This window comes from Shewanella halifaxensis HAW-EB4, from assembly GCF_000019185.1.
Taxonomy (GTDB): domain Bacteria; phylum Pseudomonadota; class Gammaproteobacteria; order Enterobacterales; family Shewanellaceae; genus Shewanella; species Shewanella halifaxensis.
The window spans coordinates 4,838,183-4,855,515 of the sequence record NC_010334.1 but is presented as its reverse complement, the minus strand read 5'-3'; the positions used below and the strand labels follow the sequence as shown (position 1 = coordinate 4,855,515).

The 17,333-nt window shown below is 46.3% G+C and carries 17 protein-coding genes; 11 read left to right on the top strand and 6 right to left on the bottom strand.

The genetic code is table 11. From position 1 onward, the window contains the following. The 5 genes from SHAL_RS20580 to SHAL_RS20560 all read left to right on the top strand — a co-directional run bounded on the left by SHAL_RS20580 (position 1) and on the right by SHAL_RS20560 (position 4,330). Complete coding sequence (locus SHAL_RS20580; RefSeq protein WP_012279040.1) at positions 1 to 1,452, top strand: protein adenylyltransferase SelO; 1,452 nt, start codon at positions 1 to 3, stop codon at positions 1,450 to 1,452. A 49-nt stretch (positions 1,453 to 1,501) separates the two neighbouring features. Beyond that, on the top strand, positions 1,502 to 1,810 hold the full coding sequence (locus tag SHAL_RS20575; protein ID WP_012279039.1) for a DUF3630 family protein: 309 nt from the start codon (positions 1,502 to 1,504) through the stop codon (positions 1,808 to 1,810). Between the two features lie 335 nt (positions 1,811 to 2,145). Next, complete coding sequence (locus SHAL_RS20570) at positions 2,146 to 3,174, top strand: serine/threonine protein kinase (RefSeq protein WP_012279038.1); 1,029 nt, start codon at positions 2,146 to 2,148, stop codon at positions 3,172 to 3,174. 125 nt (positions 3,175 to 3,299) lie between these two features. Beyond that, entirely contained in the window at positions 3,300 to 3,911 is a 612-nt protein-coding gene (locus SHAL_RS20565) for a thiol:disulfide interchange protein DsbA/DsbL (RefSeq protein WP_012279037.1), read from the top strand. Between the two features lie 206 nt (positions 3,912 to 4,117). Continuing rightward, positions 4,118 to 4,330 carry a DUF1107 domain-containing protein gene (locus SHAL_RS20560; protein WP_012279036.1) on the top strand — a complete coding sequence of 71 codons (213 nt, stop codon included), beginning with the start codon at positions 4,118 to 4,120 and terminating at the stop codon, positions 4,328 to 4,330. A 257-nt stretch (positions 4,331 to 4,587) separates the two neighbouring features. Here SHAL_RS20560 and zapB read toward each other — a convergent pair whose 3' ends face one another. After that, the gene (gene zapB / locus SHAL_RS20555) at positions 4,588 to 4,791 is read right to left on the bottom strand and encodes a cell division protein ZapB (protein WP_012279035.1); all 204 of its coding nucleotides are present in this window, start codon (positions 4,789 to 4,791) and stop codon (positions 4,588 to 4,590) included. 180 nt (positions 4,792 to 4,971) lie between these two features. Here zapB and SHAL_RS20550 point away from each other — a divergent pair, with 180 nt between their 5' ends. Beyond that, positions 4,972 to 6,438, top strand: a complete 1,467-nt coding sequence (locus SHAL_RS20550; protein ID WP_012279034.1) for a Na+/H+ antiporter NhaC family protein — start codon at positions 4,972 to 4,974, stop codon at positions 6,436 to 6,438. Positions 6,439 to 6,577: 139 nt separating this feature from the next. Here SHAL_RS20550 and SHAL_RS20545 read toward each other — a convergent pair whose 3' ends face one another. Further along, positions 6,578 to 7,198, bottom strand: a complete 621-nt coding sequence (locus tag SHAL_RS20545) for an outer membrane beta-barrel protein (RefSeq protein WP_012279033.1) — start codon at positions 7,196 to 7,198, stop codon at positions 6,578 to 6,580. A gap of 203 nt (positions 7,199 to 7,401) precedes the next feature. Here SHAL_RS20545 and SHAL_RS20540 point away from each other — a divergent pair, with 203 nt between their 5' ends. The 5 genes from SHAL_RS20540 (at position 7,402) to SHAL_RS20520 (ending at position 13,432) form a co-directional block, all read left to right on the top strand. Next, on the top strand, positions 7,402 to 8,784 hold the full coding sequence (locus SHAL_RS20540; RefSeq protein WP_012279032.1) for an esterase/lipase family protein: 1,383 nt from the start codon (positions 7,402 to 7,404) through the stop codon (positions 8,782 to 8,784). A gap of 257 nt (positions 8,785 to 9,041) precedes the next feature. Continuing rightward, positions 9,042 to 9,947, top strand: coding sequence for a hypothetical protein (locus SHAL_RS20535; RefSeq protein ID WP_012279031.1), 906 nt, complete (start codon positions 9,042 to 9,044; stop codon positions 9,945 to 9,947). Between the two features lie 31 nt (positions 9,948 to 9,978). Beyond that, entirely contained in the window at positions 9,979 to 10,887 is a 909-nt protein-coding gene (locus tag SHAL_RS20530) for an alpha/beta fold hydrolase (RefSeq protein WP_012279030.1), read from the top strand. After that, positions 10,884 to 12,185, top strand: a complete 1,302-nt coding sequence (locus tag SHAL_RS20525) for a DUF4056 domain-containing protein (RefSeq protein WP_012279029.1) — start codon at positions 10,884 to 10,886, stop codon at positions 12,183 to 12,185. Before SHAL_RS20530 ends, SHAL_RS20525 begins: the two co-directional genes overlap by 4 nt. Then, positions 12,182 to 13,432 carry a BamA/TamA family outer membrane protein gene (locus SHAL_RS20520; protein WP_012279028.1) on the top strand — a complete coding sequence of 417 codons (1,251 nt, stop codon included), beginning with the start codon at positions 12,182 to 12,184 and terminating at the stop codon, positions 13,430 to 13,432. Before SHAL_RS20525 ends, SHAL_RS20520 begins: the two co-directional genes overlap by 4 nt. 74 nt (positions 13,433 to 13,506) lie before the next feature. Here SHAL_RS20520 and SHAL_RS20515 read toward each other — a convergent pair whose 3' ends face one another. From SHAL_RS20515 to SHAL_RS20500, 4 genes are all read right to left on the bottom strand, one after another. Continuing rightward, the gene (locus SHAL_RS20515; RefSeq protein WP_012279027.1) at positions 13,507 to 14,250 is read right to left on the bottom strand and encodes a cupin domain-containing protein; all 744 of its coding nucleotides are present in this window, start codon (positions 14,248 to 14,250) and stop codon (positions 13,507 to 13,509) included. A gap of 176 nt (positions 14,251 to 14,426) precedes the next feature. Next, complete coding sequence (locus SHAL_RS20510) at positions 14,427 to 15,500, bottom strand: DcaP family trimeric outer membrane transporter (RefSeq protein WP_012279026.1); 1,074 nt, start codon at positions 15,498 to 15,500, stop codon at positions 14,427 to 14,429. Between the two features lie 272 nt (positions 15,501 to 15,772). Continuing rightward, a complete protein-coding gene (locus SHAL_RS20505) occupies positions 15,773 to 16,915 on the bottom strand; it encodes a putative porin (RefSeq protein WP_041416626.1) in 1,143 nt (380 codons plus the stop codon). Between the two features lie 44 nt (positions 16,916 to 16,959). Next, positions 16,960 to 17,328 carry a cytochrome c3 family protein gene (locus SHAL_RS20500; RefSeq protein WP_012279024.1) on the bottom strand — a complete coding sequence of 123 codons (369 nt, stop codon included), beginning with the start codon at positions 17,326 to 17,328 and terminating at the stop codon, positions 16,960 to 16,962. Positions 17,329 to 17,333 lie beyond the last annotated feature (5 nt).

Below are 17,333 nucleotides of genomic sequence, written 5' to 3'. Positions count from 1 at the left end.
ATGCGGTTTAAGCAAGATTTTTTCGAGCAGCTGGTTGGCTATTATTCCCAGGTTTTCCCTCAGGGAATTAGCAATCCACATTGGCTCGCTTGGAGTGAGGATGCGGCTGGATTAATCGGTTTGACTCAACCCACAGATGAGTTGCTTCAGGGGATGTCGGGCAATGCTCAGATTGATGGGGCAAGCTACTATGCCCAGGTCTACAGCGGCCATCAGTTTGGCGGTTATTCACCACAACTAGGCGATGGTCGCTCAATCATTCTAGGAGAGGCGCTAGGGCCACAAGGCACGTGGGATGTAGCGCTAAAAGGTGCTGGCCCGACTCCCTATTCTCGCCACGGAGATGGCCGCGCGGTGATGCGCTCTGCCGTGCGTGAGTTTCTAATCTCAGAAGCCCTGCATCATCTGCATATTCCTACCACTCGGGCATTAGCGGTTATCGGTTCTGACGTTCCTGTATGGCGTGAGACTCAAGAGACGGCGGCAATTACAGTTCGACTCGCTAAAAGCCATATTCGCTTTGGTCATTTTGAGTTCTTTTGCCATAGTGAGCGTGGGGCGCCTACAAAACTAAAGCAACTACTGGATTTCACCATCAGCCAACATTATCCTGACTTAAGTTGTGATGCCGCGGGCTATAAAGCATGGTTTGCGCGAGTGGTGACCGATACCGCTAAAATGATTGCCAATTGGCAAGCGATTGGCTTTGCCCACGGCGTGATGAATACCGATAATATGTCGATTCTTGGTGATACCTTTGATTTCGGCCCATTCGCCTTTTTAGATACCTTCAAAGAAGATTTCATCTGTAACCATTCCGATCCCGAAGGGCGTTATGCTTTCGGGCAGCAGCCAGGCATTGGTTTGTGGAATTTACAACGACTGGCGCAAGCGTTATCGTCCATCATCGCTTCGGATGATTTGATTGCGGCATTAAATATGTATCAAGGGGAGTTGGTAAAACACTATCTAATTTTGATGCGTGGCAAGTTGGGATTAACGACTTCTGTAACAGAAGCCGAGCTGGACGATCAAGACTTAGCGCTGATTGGCGGCTTTACAAGTTTGATGGAGCGCAATCAGTTAGATTATACCAATACTTGGCGACGGTTCGGCCAGTTAGATCCTAGCTCAAGCCACTCCTCTTTACGGGACGATTTTGTTGATCGTGACGGTTTCGATGCTTGGTATCAGCTTTATCAAGCTAGACTCGGAAACGTTGAGGAAGTCGAGCAATGGCAAGCGGCGCGCAATCGAGCCAATCCGAAATATATTTTGCGTAATTATTTAGCCCAAGAGGCGATAATTGGTGTCGAGGAAGGCAACTTAGCACCACTGCAGCAACTGCAACAAGTACTACAAAACCCGTTCGATGAACAACTCGAGTTTGACGATTTAGCTAAGCGTCCACCAGATTGGGGGCAAGGTTTAATTATGTCTTGTAGTAGTTAAATAGCTGATGAGTGTTTGTCGATACAAATAGAATAATAAGAGTAGACTAATGTTATTAGCCTCAATTAAATTAGATCGTGAAACCTTAAGTTTAGCAGTACAGGCAGATATCGATTTTGAGCAGTTTGAGTTGTTTGCCGATCCCTTTGCTAAATCACTCGATTGTCGAGTTGTTGAGAGGCAGTGGGGCGCCGATCGTCACCAGTGGTTGCTGGAGTTCGAAGGCACACACCTGCAACTGCACTATGAATTTTATGGCGATATCTGTTGGTTATCCACCGACAGAGAAGATGAATATGAGGTCCTAGTTTATCTTGCAGAGTTAATGAAGCCTTATATCAATGAGTATTCTCGGTAGTAAAAAGCGCTAAATAAGCATTTATGCTAATCACTTTAGGAAGTTACTCAGAGAAATTTCGATAACTTCGAAAGATAGGAATGGACCACAAAGGACACGAAGAGCACGAAGAAAAGCAACCTCGAGCTGTTTCTTTTCTTCGCGTCCTCAGTGTAGCAAACGAAGTGAGCGCTTTGTGGTTTATGGCTTTTAAAGCAAAGAGCCCAGTTTATGCTGGGTTCTTAGTTTCTTGTTTATTAAAAATTTAGGCTTAACTTACCGGCATGACTAAATAAGCATGAATTTATTTTATAATTTGAAGGTCAATCTAGGCTTTCACCATTGAGCATAATCAAATGAATATCGATCCACCTAAAGCGGCAATGGAGCAAGACTCAGGCTCGGCTTTTCACTATCAAGCCCTGACGCCTGATCTGATTTTAACCGCCATTGAAACCTTAGGGATCTACCCTGAAACTGGGCTGTTAGCACTCAATAGCTACGAGAACCGTGTTTATCAGTTCCGCTGTGATAGGGGTCAACGTTATGTGGTGAAGTTTTATCGCCCTGAGCGCTGGACGGATGCACAAATTCAAGAGGAGCATGACTTTGCAGCTGCACTTGCAGAGCAAGAGGTGCCCATCGCCACGCCAGTGATTATTGACGGTAAATCGCTCCATGAATATCAAGGCTTTAGGTTTGCACTGTTTCATTCCATAGGTGGGCGTGCCTTTGAAGTTGATAATCTCGATCAGCTAGAGCAGGTGGGGCGCTTTATCGGTCGCATCCATCAGTACTCTCAGCAGGCCGATTTTAAATACCGCGATGTGATGTCACCTAAGTTACTGGGTGAGGAGTCATTAACTTGGCTTAAAGCTTCGGGCCATATTCCTGCTAGCTTGGAATTACCTTACTTTACTGTGGTGGAACAGATATTAGAAAAAGCTTCGGCGCTATGGTTACCCGAGAATTACCGCTCAATCAGGCTCCACGGCGACCTGCATCCGAGCAATATATTGTGGACGCCAGATGGTCCAGGTTTTGTCGATCTCGATGACGCCAAGATGGGACCCGCTGTACAAGATATCTGGATGCTGCTCGCCGGAGATAGGCCGCAGCAGTTATTACAACTTGAGATCTTGCTCGAAGGGTATGAGGAGTTCTGTGAGTTTGATAGTCGCGAGCTTAAGCTGATAGAGCCACTTAGAGCGATGCGTATGCTGCACTACAACGCTTGGCTCAGTCGCCGCTGGGGCGATCCCGCCTTTCCGATGAACTTCCCTTGGTTTGCTGAGGACAAGTATTGGGAACAGCAGATTTTAGCTTTTAAGGAGCAATTAGCTGCATTGGATGAGCCCCCATTAAGCTTAATTCCTCAGTATTAAAACAGCTGAAGGCACTTATTTTGTAACAGAAAAATGAACTTTTGCGCTTGAGGTCAACTCCAAAGCACATTATGTTATATCCAAATTATTAGCGTGATGCACGATTTGCATCGAGGGGAAGTTAGATGAAAAAAGCTTTATTAGTTGCATTTGCACTATTGATGGCGCCTATGGCTGCGATGGCGGCTCAATACGAAGAAGGCGTACATTACACGGTTATTAACGAAGGCCCTGGCACGGCTAAGCCAGAGATTGCTGAGTTCTTCTCTTTCTACTGCCCACACTGCTACACCTTTGCTAAAGAGCAGGTGCCTAAGATCAAGGCGACTATTCCTGATGGGGTGACATTTAAGCAAAACCATGTTGATTTTATTGGTCGTGAAATGGGCGTTGAGATGTCTCGTGCATTCGCTATCGCACATCAGCTAAAGATTGAAGAGAAGATGGAGCACGCTCTGTTTTCTGCAATTCAAGATAAGAAGCAGCACTTCACTAATCTAGACGATATCAAGGCGCTTTTCGTTGTTAACGGTGTCGATCCTAAGGCATTCGATGCGGCGGCCAAGTCGTTCATGGTTAACGCGCAGATGTCTAAGATGAAGCGTGATACTGAAAATGCCAAGATTGCAGGCGTACCAGCATTGGTGGTTAACGGTAAATACCGTGTTGAGACGGGGGCTATCAAGTCTTACCAAGAACTACTCGATATCGCCTATTACCTAGCAACGCAAAAGTAATTTGCAGCTGGATGAATTGAAAGGAGCCTAACGGCTCCTTTTTTATATTTTATTTATGCATTTGATTGCCATAGACATTCTTCTTTTGCGCGCAATTTGATTAAAATTATTACATTTATTTTCTTAAAAAAATGCAACTCTCATGGTACAAAATATGTCCAATTAAAAATAAATAACAACAAGCGAAGACGCTATCGGGAGGTCTTATGAGAGTTTTTCCTGTCTATGCACCCAAACTGATTGTTAAACACGCGCGTATTTTTTTGTCTGGGGTGATCTGGGTTAAAGATCTAGGTCGACTAGAGTTTGATAAGGGGCGGTTTTTACTGCCAAGAAAAAGCCTGCCTAAAGTTAAGCAGGCTATTTTAGAGCTCAATGAGTTAATTGAGTCCCAGAGTAACGAGATGCAAACTGCATAACGTTTGATACCAATCAGTATAAAGATTTGCTCGCTCAGCGAGAGTTTAGCGATTCTGAGGCAAGAGCATAGTTATTCTGCGGTTAAGCTCGTTAACACAGCATCAGGAGTGCTAAAACTCGCCATTCTGGAGCGTTTTTGGCTGCCTACTTCTGCGTTGAACAACTTGACAAGGGAACAACCATTCTTTCAGTTATTCGCCTTGAATTAGTTTGCCAAAAGCGCTCTGAGTAGATCAACTACTTATATTGATTGGTATTAGTTTACTTCTTCGTTGAGTAGACCAACTAGGCCAGTTACTTTCTCATTCCAAGAGGTAAGTTCCTGCTGTAGCTGTTGGTTCTGCTCTGACAGGCTGCTGCTAGTCTGCTTCTCTTCCTCAAGCTCCATTTTTAGTAGCTCGATAGTTTCCAGTGCGGCTTGGATTTTTGTTTCCAATTTGGATAATAGTTCTAGGCTCATGGCGAGTCCCTTTGATAGCGAGATGATAGCTCCGATTCTAGCAGCGACGCGGCATGGGTGAATAGTTAATTATGCTAAATGAAGAAAAAATAGCCGATAAAATTGTTAAAAATAGTTTTTTTTTGCACTTGTTGCTAAGTCGTTAGTATTCTTCTAATTATTTCTTATTGAATCGTGACCATGACCAGCAATCTCCTCGTCCTCGTTCCGCTGCTGCTGACACTGATTCTGGCCCTTTTGCTTCGCAGAACCTTGGTTGCTTTGGGCGTTGGAATTGTCTCCGGTGCATTGATCTTAACGGATTTTAGTTTGACTCAATCAGTCTCATATATGGCTGATAGGGTTTGGCTACAATTCTACCGCGATGGCCAATGGCAAGCTTGGCACTTAAATGTACTGGCGGCCATGATTCTTCTCGGGATGATGACCCAGTTATTAGCGCGGGGAGGAGCGGTAAAACAATTTGCCGACTGGTTATATCACAGGATAAAAAGTGGTCGTCAGGCACGGATTGGTATTGTGCTACTGGGTTGGATAGTATTTATCGATGGCATCTTTAGCTGTTTAGCCGTGGGGCATGTTTGTCAGCCCCTTAGCCAGAGGTACAAGGTGCCTCGTGAGCAAATTGCTTATCTGGTCGACTCGAATGCTTCCCCTTTATGTGCACTTCTGCCTTTCTCTAGCTGGGGACCTTATGTAATGGCCATCCTAGCGGGCATAACCTTATTACCACTAACACCATTAGAGTCATTTGTTGAGATCGCCAAGATGAACTTCTATGCGGTTACTATAGTGCTACTGTCTTTATTGGTAGCTTGGTTTGGTATTGGCTTTCATTCTGATTTCGCTATCGAGCAAAACAGTGAGGAGGTAGAGGCGGGCAATCCTTGGCTATTAGGCTTGCCTATGGCGACGCTACTTTTAGCCTCTATCAGTTTGACCTTGTACTCTGGAGCCAGTAATGCACAGGGTGATAGTTTGGGTGATTGGATTGCCGCGGCAGATATCGGTACAGCTATGCGTAATGCCTGCTTGCTGGCAACCGTGTTGGCAATTTTTATACTCAAGTTAGGTGGACGCAGTTTGAGCTTATTGTTGGGCGATCTCGCTTCTGGGGTACGCAGTATCGGTTTTGCCATCGCTATTTTGCTATTTACTTGGATGATAGGCGCGGTGATAGTCGATTTAGGTGTGGCTAAGCTACTTGCTGCTTGGGCTGAGCAGTTTTTATCAAAAGATATGCTGGTCTCAGGCACTTTTTTACTCTGTGCAATTATGGCATTTGCTACAGGGTCAAGTTGGGGAACGCTTGCCATTATGATCCCGATTGGCGCAGAAGTCGCATTAACGGTTGAAGCTCAACTCCTGTTACCCGCGTTAAGCGCGGTAATGGCAGGCTCCGTATTTGGCGATCATTGCTCACCGATATCTGATACCAGTGTGATCAGTGCAACTAGCTCAGGTTGTGCGCCCCATGACCACGTGATTACGCAACTCCCTTTTGCCATTATTGCGGCGGTCAGTTCACTGGTTGGCTTTCAGTTGATTAATCTAGCGGTATCAGAATTTTGGGCTTGGTTAGCGGTTATTCTGGTGGCGGTATCTATGTTGGCCGCATACCAAAAGTTTGTTCAAGCTGAACGCTGAGCTCTTGTTTAGATATTGCTTAACTGATGTTTAGACATCGCTTAGCTGCAGATAGCATAAGGCCGCCAACTCAGTGAGTTGGCGGCCTTATTGTTTTAACCATTTTTCTTAGAAGCGGCTCATTTAGAAGCTGTAGCCCTTAGAAGCGGTAGTCAACAGATAGGTAAAGTTGCTGGCTATCGTTTAATGATGCGCTTTCTGAGCCAACAATAGCGCCGCTGTACGGTGTTGGGCCTGGTGCACTTACATCATAATCTTGCTTAAGGTAGCGGTAGCCAATTTCGGTGCTCACCTTGTCGTTAATCTTATACATTAGACCTGTTTGACCACCCCAGACGAAGCGGTTCTTCGAATCCAGAACGCTGGCTTCTGGGCTTATATGGTTCATACCTGCTGTCGCACCAATAAACCAGTTAAGTTTGTTGCTGTCGCCTAGGCCAACTAAGTAGTCATAAGACATTAAGAAGCTTTGCTGGCGGCTAAAGTCATCTGAGTTGTAAGAGTAAGTACCGTAAACACGGTTAGCATCATTTAGATAGACACCGGCTCTGACTTCATAGATAACGTTATTTTCGGTCTCTTTTAGATGTTGAGTCTGAGAGCCACCCTCAATTGGATTTTGGATTTCAGGGTCGTAAGAACCTTTGTAAGTGTTTTGCTGTGCGCCAACACCGCCACCAATGAACCAGTCTGCAGCCATAGTGGGTGCCGAGATTGCCGTTGCCATTACAGACGCTAAGATAAGTGATTTAGTTTTCATGTTGTGCTCCCACACTAGGTAAAATTGTTTAGGTGTTGCGTTTCGTTGGAGACATCATAGGGGGAACTAGCTGAATAATAACTGAATGGTATTAACGATCGCTGATGTTGATTATTTTGCTATATAGATACTAAGTGCTATTTGCTAAGCTGTTGAAAATTACTGATTAGATAATCTGTACTGTATAAATAGGTCGAAGCAACTTGTCATCAAGTGGTAAGTTGCTCGCTGTTGAGGTGATGATGGAATTGGTCTTTGTTCATGGATGGAGTGTTACCAATACAGACACTTATGCGCAGTTGCCACAAGCGCTCGTTAAACTGATGGACCCAGAGGTTGCTCTCTCTATTCGCCATATTCACCTAGGGCGATATATTAGCTTCGATGATGAAGTTCGCTTAAGTGATATCGCCAAAGCCTTTAATGATGCCCGTGAAGAGTTGCTTGGAGATAAACCTTTTGCAGTGATCACCCACTCTACGGGGGCACCTGTTATGCGCCAGTGGTTGCAGATGTATTTTGCCGCAGACAAGCTTGCCCTTTGCCCGTTAACTCATCTGATTATGCTTGCTCCTGCAAACCATGGCTCAGCACTTGCTCAGCTAGGTAAGTCGCGGCTGGGACGTATCAAGAGTTTTTTTGGGGGAATCGAGCCGGGTGAGCGCATCTTAGATTGGTTGGAGCTTGGCAGTGATGGCCAGCATCAATTGAACCTGCATTGGCTTAAAGAGTTTACTCTCGCAGGTCCCTTACCGTTTGTTCTTACGGGAGAGACCATTGACAGCCAGTTCTACGATTATCTCAATAGTTATACCGCAGAAGCAGGCTCAGACGGTGTGGTGAGAGTGGCGTCGGCGAACCTTAACTTTAGTCACCTACTGTTAGCGCAGACGACGCAAACTTGTGACGGTTTTGATGGGCTCTGTGTCTCAACACTTGAGCTGCGTAAACATTCCAAGCCGAGACAGCGCACCGCCTTCGAAGTGATCAATAATGCCAGCCACAGCGGTAGCAAAAAGGGCATTATGGGCTCGGTAACTAGCCGCAACGCGGCAACAAAGCCGGTGGTGCAGCGTATTATTCAGTGCCTAAAGGTGGGTAATCTTACTGAGTATGAGGCTCTTTCAGAGCAGATGACACTAGCAAGTCAGGTTAAACGTAAACCACGCGCGAGTATGCTGGTGGTGCGAGTTACTGATGATACAGGTCTACCAGTAGAGGATTTCGATATCATTTTACTCTCGGGCGTCGAGTTTGTTCCCGGTAAGTTTACTAAAGGTTTTATGCTGGATAAGCAGAAAAATCATAAAAATAACCACGTGGTTACCTTCTACTTTGATGCTAACAAGTTAGCTAAGGTTAGTGATGGCAAGATAGGTTTGCGGGTAGAGCCTAGACCTAATAACGGCATGTGCTACTACCGCAGCGGCGAGTTTCATTCCGATAGTGAGCAGATGCAAGTACTGCTGAAAGCCGATCAAACCACCATGGTAGATATCATATTGCAGCGGCAGATCAGCCCGAAGACATTTACCTTAGTCGCCCCTGAAGATAGTGGCGATTTCTCCCATTTAGCCGACAACTAGCGAGTCATTTTGCAACATATTCACAGAAAGCTTTTTTTGATGTGACTTTCTGATTAGTCTTTATGGGTTAACAGGTTGTGGACTTTTCGTTTGGAGTGTTTACTCTAATTCGTGGTGTTGCCAGAGACAGTTTCAGATTGAATTCAGCTTGGTGGGTAATAATTAACCTAAGTTATTTATCTCCTGCCAGAGTGTTCAGCGATAAACTCTTTTTTATATTCGACATAAAATCTTTTATTTTAAGGTTCAATCTATACATGCTTAAAATTACTTCTATTTTGACAGCACTTTCGGTGCTGTTTTTCTTTTCTCCTGTTCAGGCTAAGTCTGAATCTGAGTCGATTGAACGAGAGCCACAAAAAGCACGTTACGACAGAACCTTCCCTATCTGGGCCCAAGAAGCGATCGACTTGGGCCATGAGCTGCCCAAGCCTTACGGCTTTACGCTGAACTACATGCAGATGGATCAACCCTTAGTCGTCGACTCGGTAGGCTTCTCTGGGCTGGGTGGGTTAGATGACATTTTAAGTATTAAAGGCAGCAAAGCTAAACAGACGTCTGAAACCTTGACCCTGAGAGGTGATATGTGGGTGCTGCCCTTTTTAAACCTCTATGGCGTTATCGGTCATACCAAGGGCAGTAGTGTTGCAAACGTAAAGTTGGAGGCTGACTTAACCGAGGTCTTACCGCCACTATTTTGCAAGTTTAACCCTTGTACCGCTACTAGTCCGGCATTCGACTTTGTGTTGGATTTTAAGGGCACCACTTATGGGGTCGGCGGCACCATCGTTGGTGGTATCGATAATTGGTTTGCTTTATTGGATGTCAACTACACCAATACTCGCCTGAATATTCTCGACGGTGAGATCAGCTCCATTGTGGTGTCGCCGCGTGCGGGTTATCGCACCAAGTACAACAATCACGATGTTCAAGTTTGGGTTGGCGCCATGTATCAAAATGTGGAGCAGACCTTCAGCGGCTATCTGCGTGATATCGGCATCCCTTTAGGGGATGCAAAGTTTGAGGTTAACCAGCATCTTGAAGATAAGTGGAACGGCTTAATCGGCAGTCAGGTTGGACTAACTAAGAATTTCGATCTGTTAATGGAGTTCGGGGTTGGTACGCGTAGCAGCTTTATGCTGGGACTAGGCTACCGATTTTAACGACATCTTATAAATAAATCTTGGAGGGAGTATGCGCCATATTTATCTATTGTTACTGACGCTATTTATCAGTGGCTGCTCTGCCGTCGATATCATCGACTCTCGTGAAAAACAGCAACTGCAAACAGCGGGGTTCGAGCAACATAAATTGGCGCTGACTGAGGGCGGCGAGCTTAATTACTGGCAAGCGGGCCAAGGTAAGGCTGTGCTGCTTATCCATGGCTTTGGCGGTACGGCGGTGACCAGTTGGCAGCAGGTGATGCTGGAGCTCAGTAAGGATTACCGAGTCATCGCCCCCGATCTCGCTTGGTTTGGTGAGTCAGTGAGTCTGGCTGCCCCAAGTTTGGCGACTCAGTCGCAGGCGGTAATGCAGCTGATCCAAGAATTGCAGCTGGATAAGGTCAATGTGGTTGGGATCTCTTATGGAGGTTTCGTTACTTTTGATCTGATGATCAACGAGCCTAAGGTCGAGAAAGCGGTACTGCTGGCGAGCCCCGGGGTACTGTTTTCTGACAGCGATCTACTGCAGATGAATCAGCGTTTTGAGGTCGATGATCCAAGCGCTATCTTTGTGCCTGAAACGCCAAAGCAGATGCGGCGCTTACTCGATGCCACCTTCGTCGACTTCCCTTGGTACCCTGGCTTTATCGATTCGAGTATTTATGACAAGTACTTTGCAGGTTATCTAGATGAAAAGCGCAAGCTTATCGATGGGCTGCCCGCAGATAGAGATAGAATTGCCGCCAATGTCGTGGCCGACTCGTTGCCGCCCAGTGTGTTGATTTGGGGTGAGAATGACAAAGTTTTTCCTTTGGCATCAGGCATACAACTCGCCGATTACCTAGCTGCGCCGATAGTGGTTATCCCACAAGGAGCTCACGGGATCAGTAACGATTATCCAGAGATTGTCAGTCAGACAATTAGGGCATTTGTGCAATGATAAGTCGTGTATTTAGCCATGGGATGGTGAGTGTTGTCGCTATCTTTGTACTGAGTGCCTGTGGTAGTAGTGACTGGCAGGTGCGAGCCTTGCCCAGTGAGGTTGCTATTGGCGCGGCTCTCGACAACGAACCTGACATAAACCTTTTGCACGCGATAGAGCTGCAAGAGCTGCCTTTGGTACATATTCCCAAGGCGGTGCGTCCTTGCTGCGCCTTTGGTAACGCACAGAAAGTGACTATAGGGCCGGTTCCGGTGCCATTTTTCCGTTATGCCAATACCTTAGCCGTCGATAGAGTAGGGCCCCATGCCTATGAGGCGGGCACCTTTAGCTATCAAAAAGATGCGCCCAATGGCAGTCGCGGTACCGAAAATAATGGTCAGATGTATACCTTGCAAGGGGGCTTTATCGATCTGGCCCATGTGCGCGATACTGCTGACAATGCCATCGCCCTGTTTTACCGTGTCTACCCAAAACTTGGACAGCTGCAAACCATTAAGCTCCCAGATGAGATCGGCCCGAGAACCATTGAGCTCAGTGAGTTTGATACCAAGCACTTAACCGCGCGACAGCGCTGGGAAGTTGCCGCAGCCATTGCAGTCAGGCAGGCTTACTTTATGGCTGAAGCCCATGAAGTTGCCCAGTGGCATGGTTATCGCAGCTGGGCGCCTTGGTCAGAAACGGTCTCGGCGTATTCTCCTGAAGATCTCTACTCCAATATGCTGGGGGCCAAAATTGCGTTGGCGCTAATCAATAATAATTTAGCGATGAACAAAGAGCTATATAACCAGCATATGACCCAATGGTTATTGGCAACCCTTAACTGGCTTGAGCCTGTCTCTATCGAGCAAACCAACGCGCTATTTGATGTGATTGATGGTCACTGGTGGGACTCGCAGCAGCCCTTGCCGAGCAAGTTTATGTTGCTCAAACGCCACTACAAATTAGGCGATAAGCAGTCTCCCTATCTAGTACCTAAAGCCTTAGCTCAGTCCCACGCTAAGTGGAGTGAGGTGGAGGCGCTGTTTGAGTCGGCGCATCAGGCGCATCATCTCTCTTTGAGCAACTCTACCCATGGGATCGATATCGATGCCATTGCCGAGCAGAAGTTGATTGTGGCCGAGAAATACAAAGATAGCTTTAAGCATATTCCAGTTGAGCTTTGGCAGGATGGCTTTACTCAGGCCGATTTCTATCAAATTAGTCTATATAACCAAGCACAAGATGAGCTAGAGCTGCGCCAGCACCAGAAGCGAGATGATGTAGACGAATCCACAATAGAGCAGGAGTCACAATGACCGTGAGAATAAACAGAGCCGTTTTAATCTCATGGTTTACTCGATGTGCGCTTGTATTGGTTTGTACCTCAGCTCCTATATTGGCGAAAGCGCCTGTAGCTACTGGTGTTGACGTTCTTAATACCGCTGAAAAAGATGACTCTCTCAACGGTACTGCTGATGAAGAGCAAGATGATGAGGTATCTCAAGGCTGGCTTGAGGACTTCTTGCAAACACTGGGCGCCAATGGCGAATTTGATCCCGATAAATTGATCGACTTTAGTTACTTGCCGGGCCCTTTCTACAACCCAGAAATGGACTTAGGGGTTGGGATCTCGGCGGTGGGCTTGTACCAATATGACCCCGATGATGAAGTCAGTCAGTTATCATCCTTAGTGATCAACGGTCTCGCCTCGACCAATGGTGCATTGGGGGTGGCGGTGGCTAATAAGACTTTTATCAATCAAGACAATCAACGTTTCTACCTGAACGCCGAAGTCTATGATGCTCCCGATGTCTTCTATGGGGTGGGTTACGATACTAATCATCAAGAGGGGAGCCGTGTCGAGTTTAATCAGCGGATTATCTCGGTTAACCCTATGCTGCTACAGCGGATGAGCCCGACTAGCTTCGTGGGGATCGGTTTCGATTTTAGTTACGCCGATGCTAGCAAGATTAATCTATTAGACTCAGATGTCGATACTGACATACTCGATGACAGTTCCCGCAGTGTCGGTGTGAACCTGCTACTGAATCATGACAGTCGAGATAATGTATTAAACCCACAGTCGGGGCGGATTTTAGAGATAGATGCGACCTTTTACCGTCAGTATTTAGGTAGTAAGACTGACTTTGATGTCTACAATGCCCTGTATAGCGAATATATGCAGACCGGACGCGGCGAAGATATCTTAGCCTGGCAGGTGAGAGGACGTTTCACCAGTGGTGAGGTGCCGTGGGATCAGCTCTCTAAAGCGGGAGGGGGGGATCTACTTCGTGGCTATACATCGGGACGTTATCGCGATAAACAGATGTTGATGAGCCAGGTTGAGTATCGGCTGAATTTATCTGGGCGTCATGGCATGGTGTTTTGGGGCGGTGCGGGCGTGATTGCCGATGATATTAGCGAGTTTGATGGCAATAAAATCTTACCTAATGGCGGCATAGGCTATCGCTTCGAGGTTAAACCGCGTGTGAATTTAAGATTAGATATGGCGTGGGGCGATGGTGATAGCGGCTTCTATTTCAACGTCAATGAAGCGTTTTAATTGATGCAGAATGTATAGTTGAAAGTAAGAAGGGCTCATTTGAGCCCTTTTTTATTAACGAATTTGCTGACTTTTTATTTCTTGAAGATAGCTTCGTTAGTGCCATATGGGCCTAGGTTTAGGTCACGCTTACGGATCTCATCAACACGGTCGAATGCTTCTTCCGCTACGCGTAGGTTCTTAACGTCTTTACGCCAGTAGTACTTAAAACCGTTAAAATGTGCATTGTTCGGGTACCAGTACATTACACCTAGGCCTTTGTCAGACATGATAGGCGTATTGTGGATAGTGGCACCAGGAATGTAGAAGTACTGACCTGTGCCTAGCTTCTTGAACTGGTTATCGGCAAGAGTTTGGCCTTCACCGTTTACTACGTAGTAACACTCAGGCTGGCCATGGAAGTGTGGTGCGTGGTCAGATTTGCCACCGTCTGTAATACCAATAACCACTGGGCTATCTGAAAGCTCTTTCCAGATATAACCAACTGGTGATTTTGATTTATCACAGTCTTGAATTTCTAGTACGTTGCCGTCGTCATCTAATGACTTACAGAATTGCTGATCTTTAGCGATGCTGTCGTTAGCTTGGATAGTCGTGAAATCAATTTCACCTGCTTCCCATGCTGCGATATACGCTTCAACTTCTGGGTTGCTACACTGCTCAGGCATAGTGTCTTGTGGTGAATATGGTGTGCTGTCATATGGGACTGGTGTCATCTGCTGGTATGGCAGCTGAGCATGATCACACTGTGGACCTTGGGCAAAAGCGGCTGTAGAGGTTAGCGCGGCAATGCCGAACATCATTTTTAATTTCATCATTCTCATCCTGTTTTTTAGCTGATGCAGCCAAAGCTGCGATATTGTGCTCGTTTTAACGGGCTTGAACTAACAATAAAGTGATAATTGCTGCGTAAAGTTGAATTGGATCACGCAGCATTTTAAGCAGCAAACTTATTCGTGAGCCAAGTCGCGAATAATCTTTCCTTTACTGTTTTTTAAATATGAAATTGCAAACTCATCTGGGCGTAATTTGAGGCGCCCTGCGGTGCCGGGATATCTTCATAGGGGCTCAGTCCATCATCAATCTGGTAACGACCGATTTCAAAACCAAGTTCTAATGCCGGTGTGAGGTTGGTGAACAGATTCACCCCTGCATGAAAGCGGTTTGACTGCTCCTGTTCGGTGATAGTGTGGCCGTAGAAAAGGCTCGAACGTGTACGCTCTGTCCAGAAGTGGCGATAAGCAAACATGGCCGAGGTGGTGGTTTCTATTTCGCCACTAACCATATCTCTAGCCGCATCGGTTCCCACATAGCGGCCTAGGTTGCCGTAGTGAAGTTGCAGGCGAATATCGTCTTTACCAACGGTTTTTAGCTTGGCAGCGAGTGAGACACCAGCACCAAACTGTGCTGTACCTTGTGGGTCTAAATATCGCAGTAAACTTGCTACAGATACATTGCCCCAGTCGCCTTTTTGATTGAAACGGATTACTGCGTCGGGGACATAATCATTGCTGGTATCGACCCACTTTTTATCGGCATTTGTACTACCAGCCTGAGTGCCGTAGGTGTAAGGGTTTTCTAGCGCAAACTGCCAACTCTCAGTGCTGTAGCGTACTAGTGCTTGGCGTACCATGGCCTGGCCAACTAAGGGACCACCTAAATCTGCCGTTTCGGCAAAGGCACTGGTGTTAACCATGGTCGACCAAGTTTGGCCTACGGTGAAGTCTTGGTAGTTGATATAGGCATGTCTTAAGCGTGGACTATAGGAGTTAGAAAAAGCTGGATTACCTTGAGCCGAGCCTGAGAAATCGATCTCTGCAAAGCCATACACATCACCATGAGTGATACCGGCATTGAAGCGGCTTTCGGCGGCGCTAAATTGGCTTCTTTTTGCAGAGTCAGTGACACTGCCGCCACCGGTCCAGCTATCTTGAAAGGCAATGTTGCCATCTACATAGCGGGCATTGGCTTTTAGGAATCCACCGAAATGGTATTCACTTGCCATGGATGACTGCGAAACAGTGCCAATTAAATAGATACAGATAGAGACTTTAGTCATCGGTTTCATAGTTATTTCTTGTAGGGAAGAGTAAAAAAGCCCTATTACTATTTGGTATAGAAAGGGCGCGATCCATTGCGGCGCAGTAAGCAGGGATACTGTGCCTAGTCCAATTGTTGGGAGAATCTAAAGCTTGCAGGGGTAACAGAAGCGAAGTGAGAGCAGCTTCGCTTCTGTCGGTAACGTGAGTTAACCTTGTCAGGCTTGCTAATGAGCCTTGCATGCTCCTGTGCTTGGAACATTGGCAAGCGCTAACATAATAGCTGAAAGTTCAGCAGCTATTAGAAGTAGTAACCGAAGTTAATGTTAACGCGCTTGTCCCAGCTGTCGCCCATCTCTGGTAGACCCACATGGTCGTTGTTAGCGGTAGAGAAGGTCATGTTCTTACCCATCACGAAATCGACCATGGTGTAAGTTGGGCCTGCCGAAATTGCACAACCTGTCACGTTTTGCATACTGTTATCGTAGCTAGAATCATCAACATCGGGTGTCATCAGACCGAAGTCGTTGTAGCACTTCACGCTGCCCCAATCGGTAGCGAATGTCTTTGCGATGTTAGCGCTATAAGATTGGCCTTTAGAGGCGATTTCATACTGCCAGCTCACAACAGATACGGCGATCTTGTTAGCATCAACAGCGTCAGCGGCATCGTACTCATACTGCATCGCTTGTAGCTGCAGATTCCAGCCTTTGTAGCTGCTGTCTAAGTGCAGCGCGACTGCATAACGATCACCATTGTTACCTGTATTGCTGTTATAGATCTGACCATATTGTGCTGAGCCACCAAGAGTCGTTTGACCGCCTTCATGCTCTGCTGTGTAAGTCTGACGCAGGTTGAACTGGTTCGTTTCTTCGTTGTAGTAAGTGATACCACTCGCCGCAATTGTGCCACTGTAGATATCAGTCGAATAACGTTTGTTTTCAGATGGGCCGTATTCAGCACTCTTATAGAAAGCTAAATCGGTATGCCAGCCATTTTTTTCGTAAACAGCCTTGATACCTGTGTCATGATCATCTTCAAAACCTAAGTAATAAGGAATGCCAAACCAGTAACTGTTTGAGATGAAGTCCGGGTTACCAAATGGCACCTTGTTGATACCCACTTGTAATTGCCAATCAGGATCGACATCGTAGTAAGCGTAACCGTATTTTATGTAGTTAGTGCCCGAGGTAAAGCGATACTCAGCCGATAGACCCCAATCACCATGCTTGCCATCAAACTTGATTGCTGCCATATCAAAGTAAAAGTCACCGCCTTTATCTTTATTGGCTTCGTCATAGTCACGGTAAGCGTAGTTAACTCGCACTGCGCCGCCCAGCTTAATGCCATCTTCAGTTTGCTCTGCAGCAAATGCTGTTGAGCCTGAAAGTGCGATTGCTGTAGCCACCATCGACAACATAAATTTAGTGGTATTTTTCATCATCATTCCCTATTTCTATTTTTAGATTTGTAAATTAATCAGTCAAATTACATCTCTTCAAACCAAGTACGGTGGCACTCTGTACAAACTGGTGCTTTCTTCTCGTGCTCGGCATGACATGCTAGGCAGCTTGCACCTTGGTTGTAATGCAGTGACTTGTGAGGATGCGCTTCTGGAATAGCCAGTTTGCTTTCATCTACTGGGATGCTGTTGATGTCGCCATGACATTCAACACAGGCAGCGTCAGTTGCGTTTTTCTTCCCCGAACCTTGGTGGCAGGTTTGGCAGCCATCTTGGTAGATAAATTCGTGGTTTACCCGTCCTTCGGTCTTGCCTTTCATCTTCACTAGCTCGCCAGCCATCACGTTGCTAGATAGAGCAAGGCCAAGTAGTGCGCTTAGTAATAACTTGTTCATTTGAC

What these genes read in the sequence shown, in the direction of transcription:
- zapB (WP_012279035.1), bottom strand. Translation starts at nt 4,791, where the DNA reads ATGAGCCTAGAACTATTATCCAAATTGGAAACAAAAATCCAAGCCGCA.
- SHAL_RS20580 (WP_012279040.1), top strand. Translation starts at nt 1, where the DNA reads ATGCGGTTTAAGCAAGATTTTTTCGAGCAGCTGGTTGGCTATTATTCC.
- SHAL_RS20515 (WP_012279027.1), bottom strand. Translation starts at nt 14,250, where the DNA reads ATGATGAAATTAAAAATGATGTTCGGCATTGCCGCGCTAACCTCTACA.
- SHAL_RS20530 (WP_012279030.1), top strand. Translation starts at nt 9,979, where the DNA reads ATGCGCCATATTTATCTATTGTTACTGACGCTATTTATCAGTGGCTGC.
- SHAL_RS20545 (WP_012279033.1), bottom strand. Translation starts at nt 7,198, where the DNA reads ATGAAAACTAAATCACTTATCTTAGCGTCTGTAATGGCAACGGCAATC.
- SHAL_RS20510 (WP_012279026.1), bottom strand. Translation starts at nt 15,500, where the DNA reads ATGAAACCGATGACTAAAGTCTCTATCTGTATCTATTTAATTGGCACT.
- SHAL_RS20505 (WP_041416626.1), bottom strand. Translation starts at nt 16,915, where the DNA reads ATGATGAAAAATACCACTAAATTTATGTTGTCGATGGTGGCTACAGCA.
- SHAL_RS20565 (WP_012279037.1), top strand. Translation starts at nt 3,300, where the DNA reads ATGAAAAAAGCTTTATTAGTTGCATTTGCACTATTGATGGCGCCTATG.
- SHAL_RS20535 (WP_012279031.1), top strand. Translation starts at nt 9,042, where the DNA reads ATGCTTAAAATTACTTCTATTTTGACAGCACTTTCGGTGCTGTTTTTC.
- SHAL_RS20560 (WP_012279036.1), top strand. Translation starts at nt 4,118, where the DNA reads ATGAGAGTTTTTCCTGTCTATGCACCCAAACTGATTGTTAAACACGCG.
- SHAL_RS20520 (WP_012279028.1), top strand. Translation starts at nt 12,182, where the DNA reads ATGACCGTGAGAATAAACAGAGCCGTTTTAATCTCATGGTTTACTCGA.
- SHAL_RS20570 (WP_012279038.1), top strand. Translation starts at nt 2,146, where the DNA reads ATGAATATCGATCCACCTAAAGCGGCAATGGAGCAAGACTCAGGCTCG.
- SHAL_RS20575 (WP_012279039.1), top strand. Translation starts at nt 1,502, where the DNA reads ATGTTATTAGCCTCAATTAAATTAGATCGTGAAACCTTAAGTTTAGCA.
- SHAL_RS20525 (WP_012279029.1), top strand. Translation starts at nt 10,884, where the DNA reads ATGATAAGTCGTGTATTTAGCCATGGGATGGTGAGTGTTGTCGCTATC.
- SHAL_RS20550 (WP_012279034.1), top strand. Translation starts at nt 4,972, where the DNA reads ATGACCAGCAATCTCCTCGTCCTCGTTCCGCTGCTGCTGACACTGATT.
- SHAL_RS20500 (WP_012279024.1), bottom strand. Translation starts at nt 17,328, where the DNA reads ATGAACAAGTTATTACTAAGCGCACTACTTGGCCTTGCTCTATCTAGC.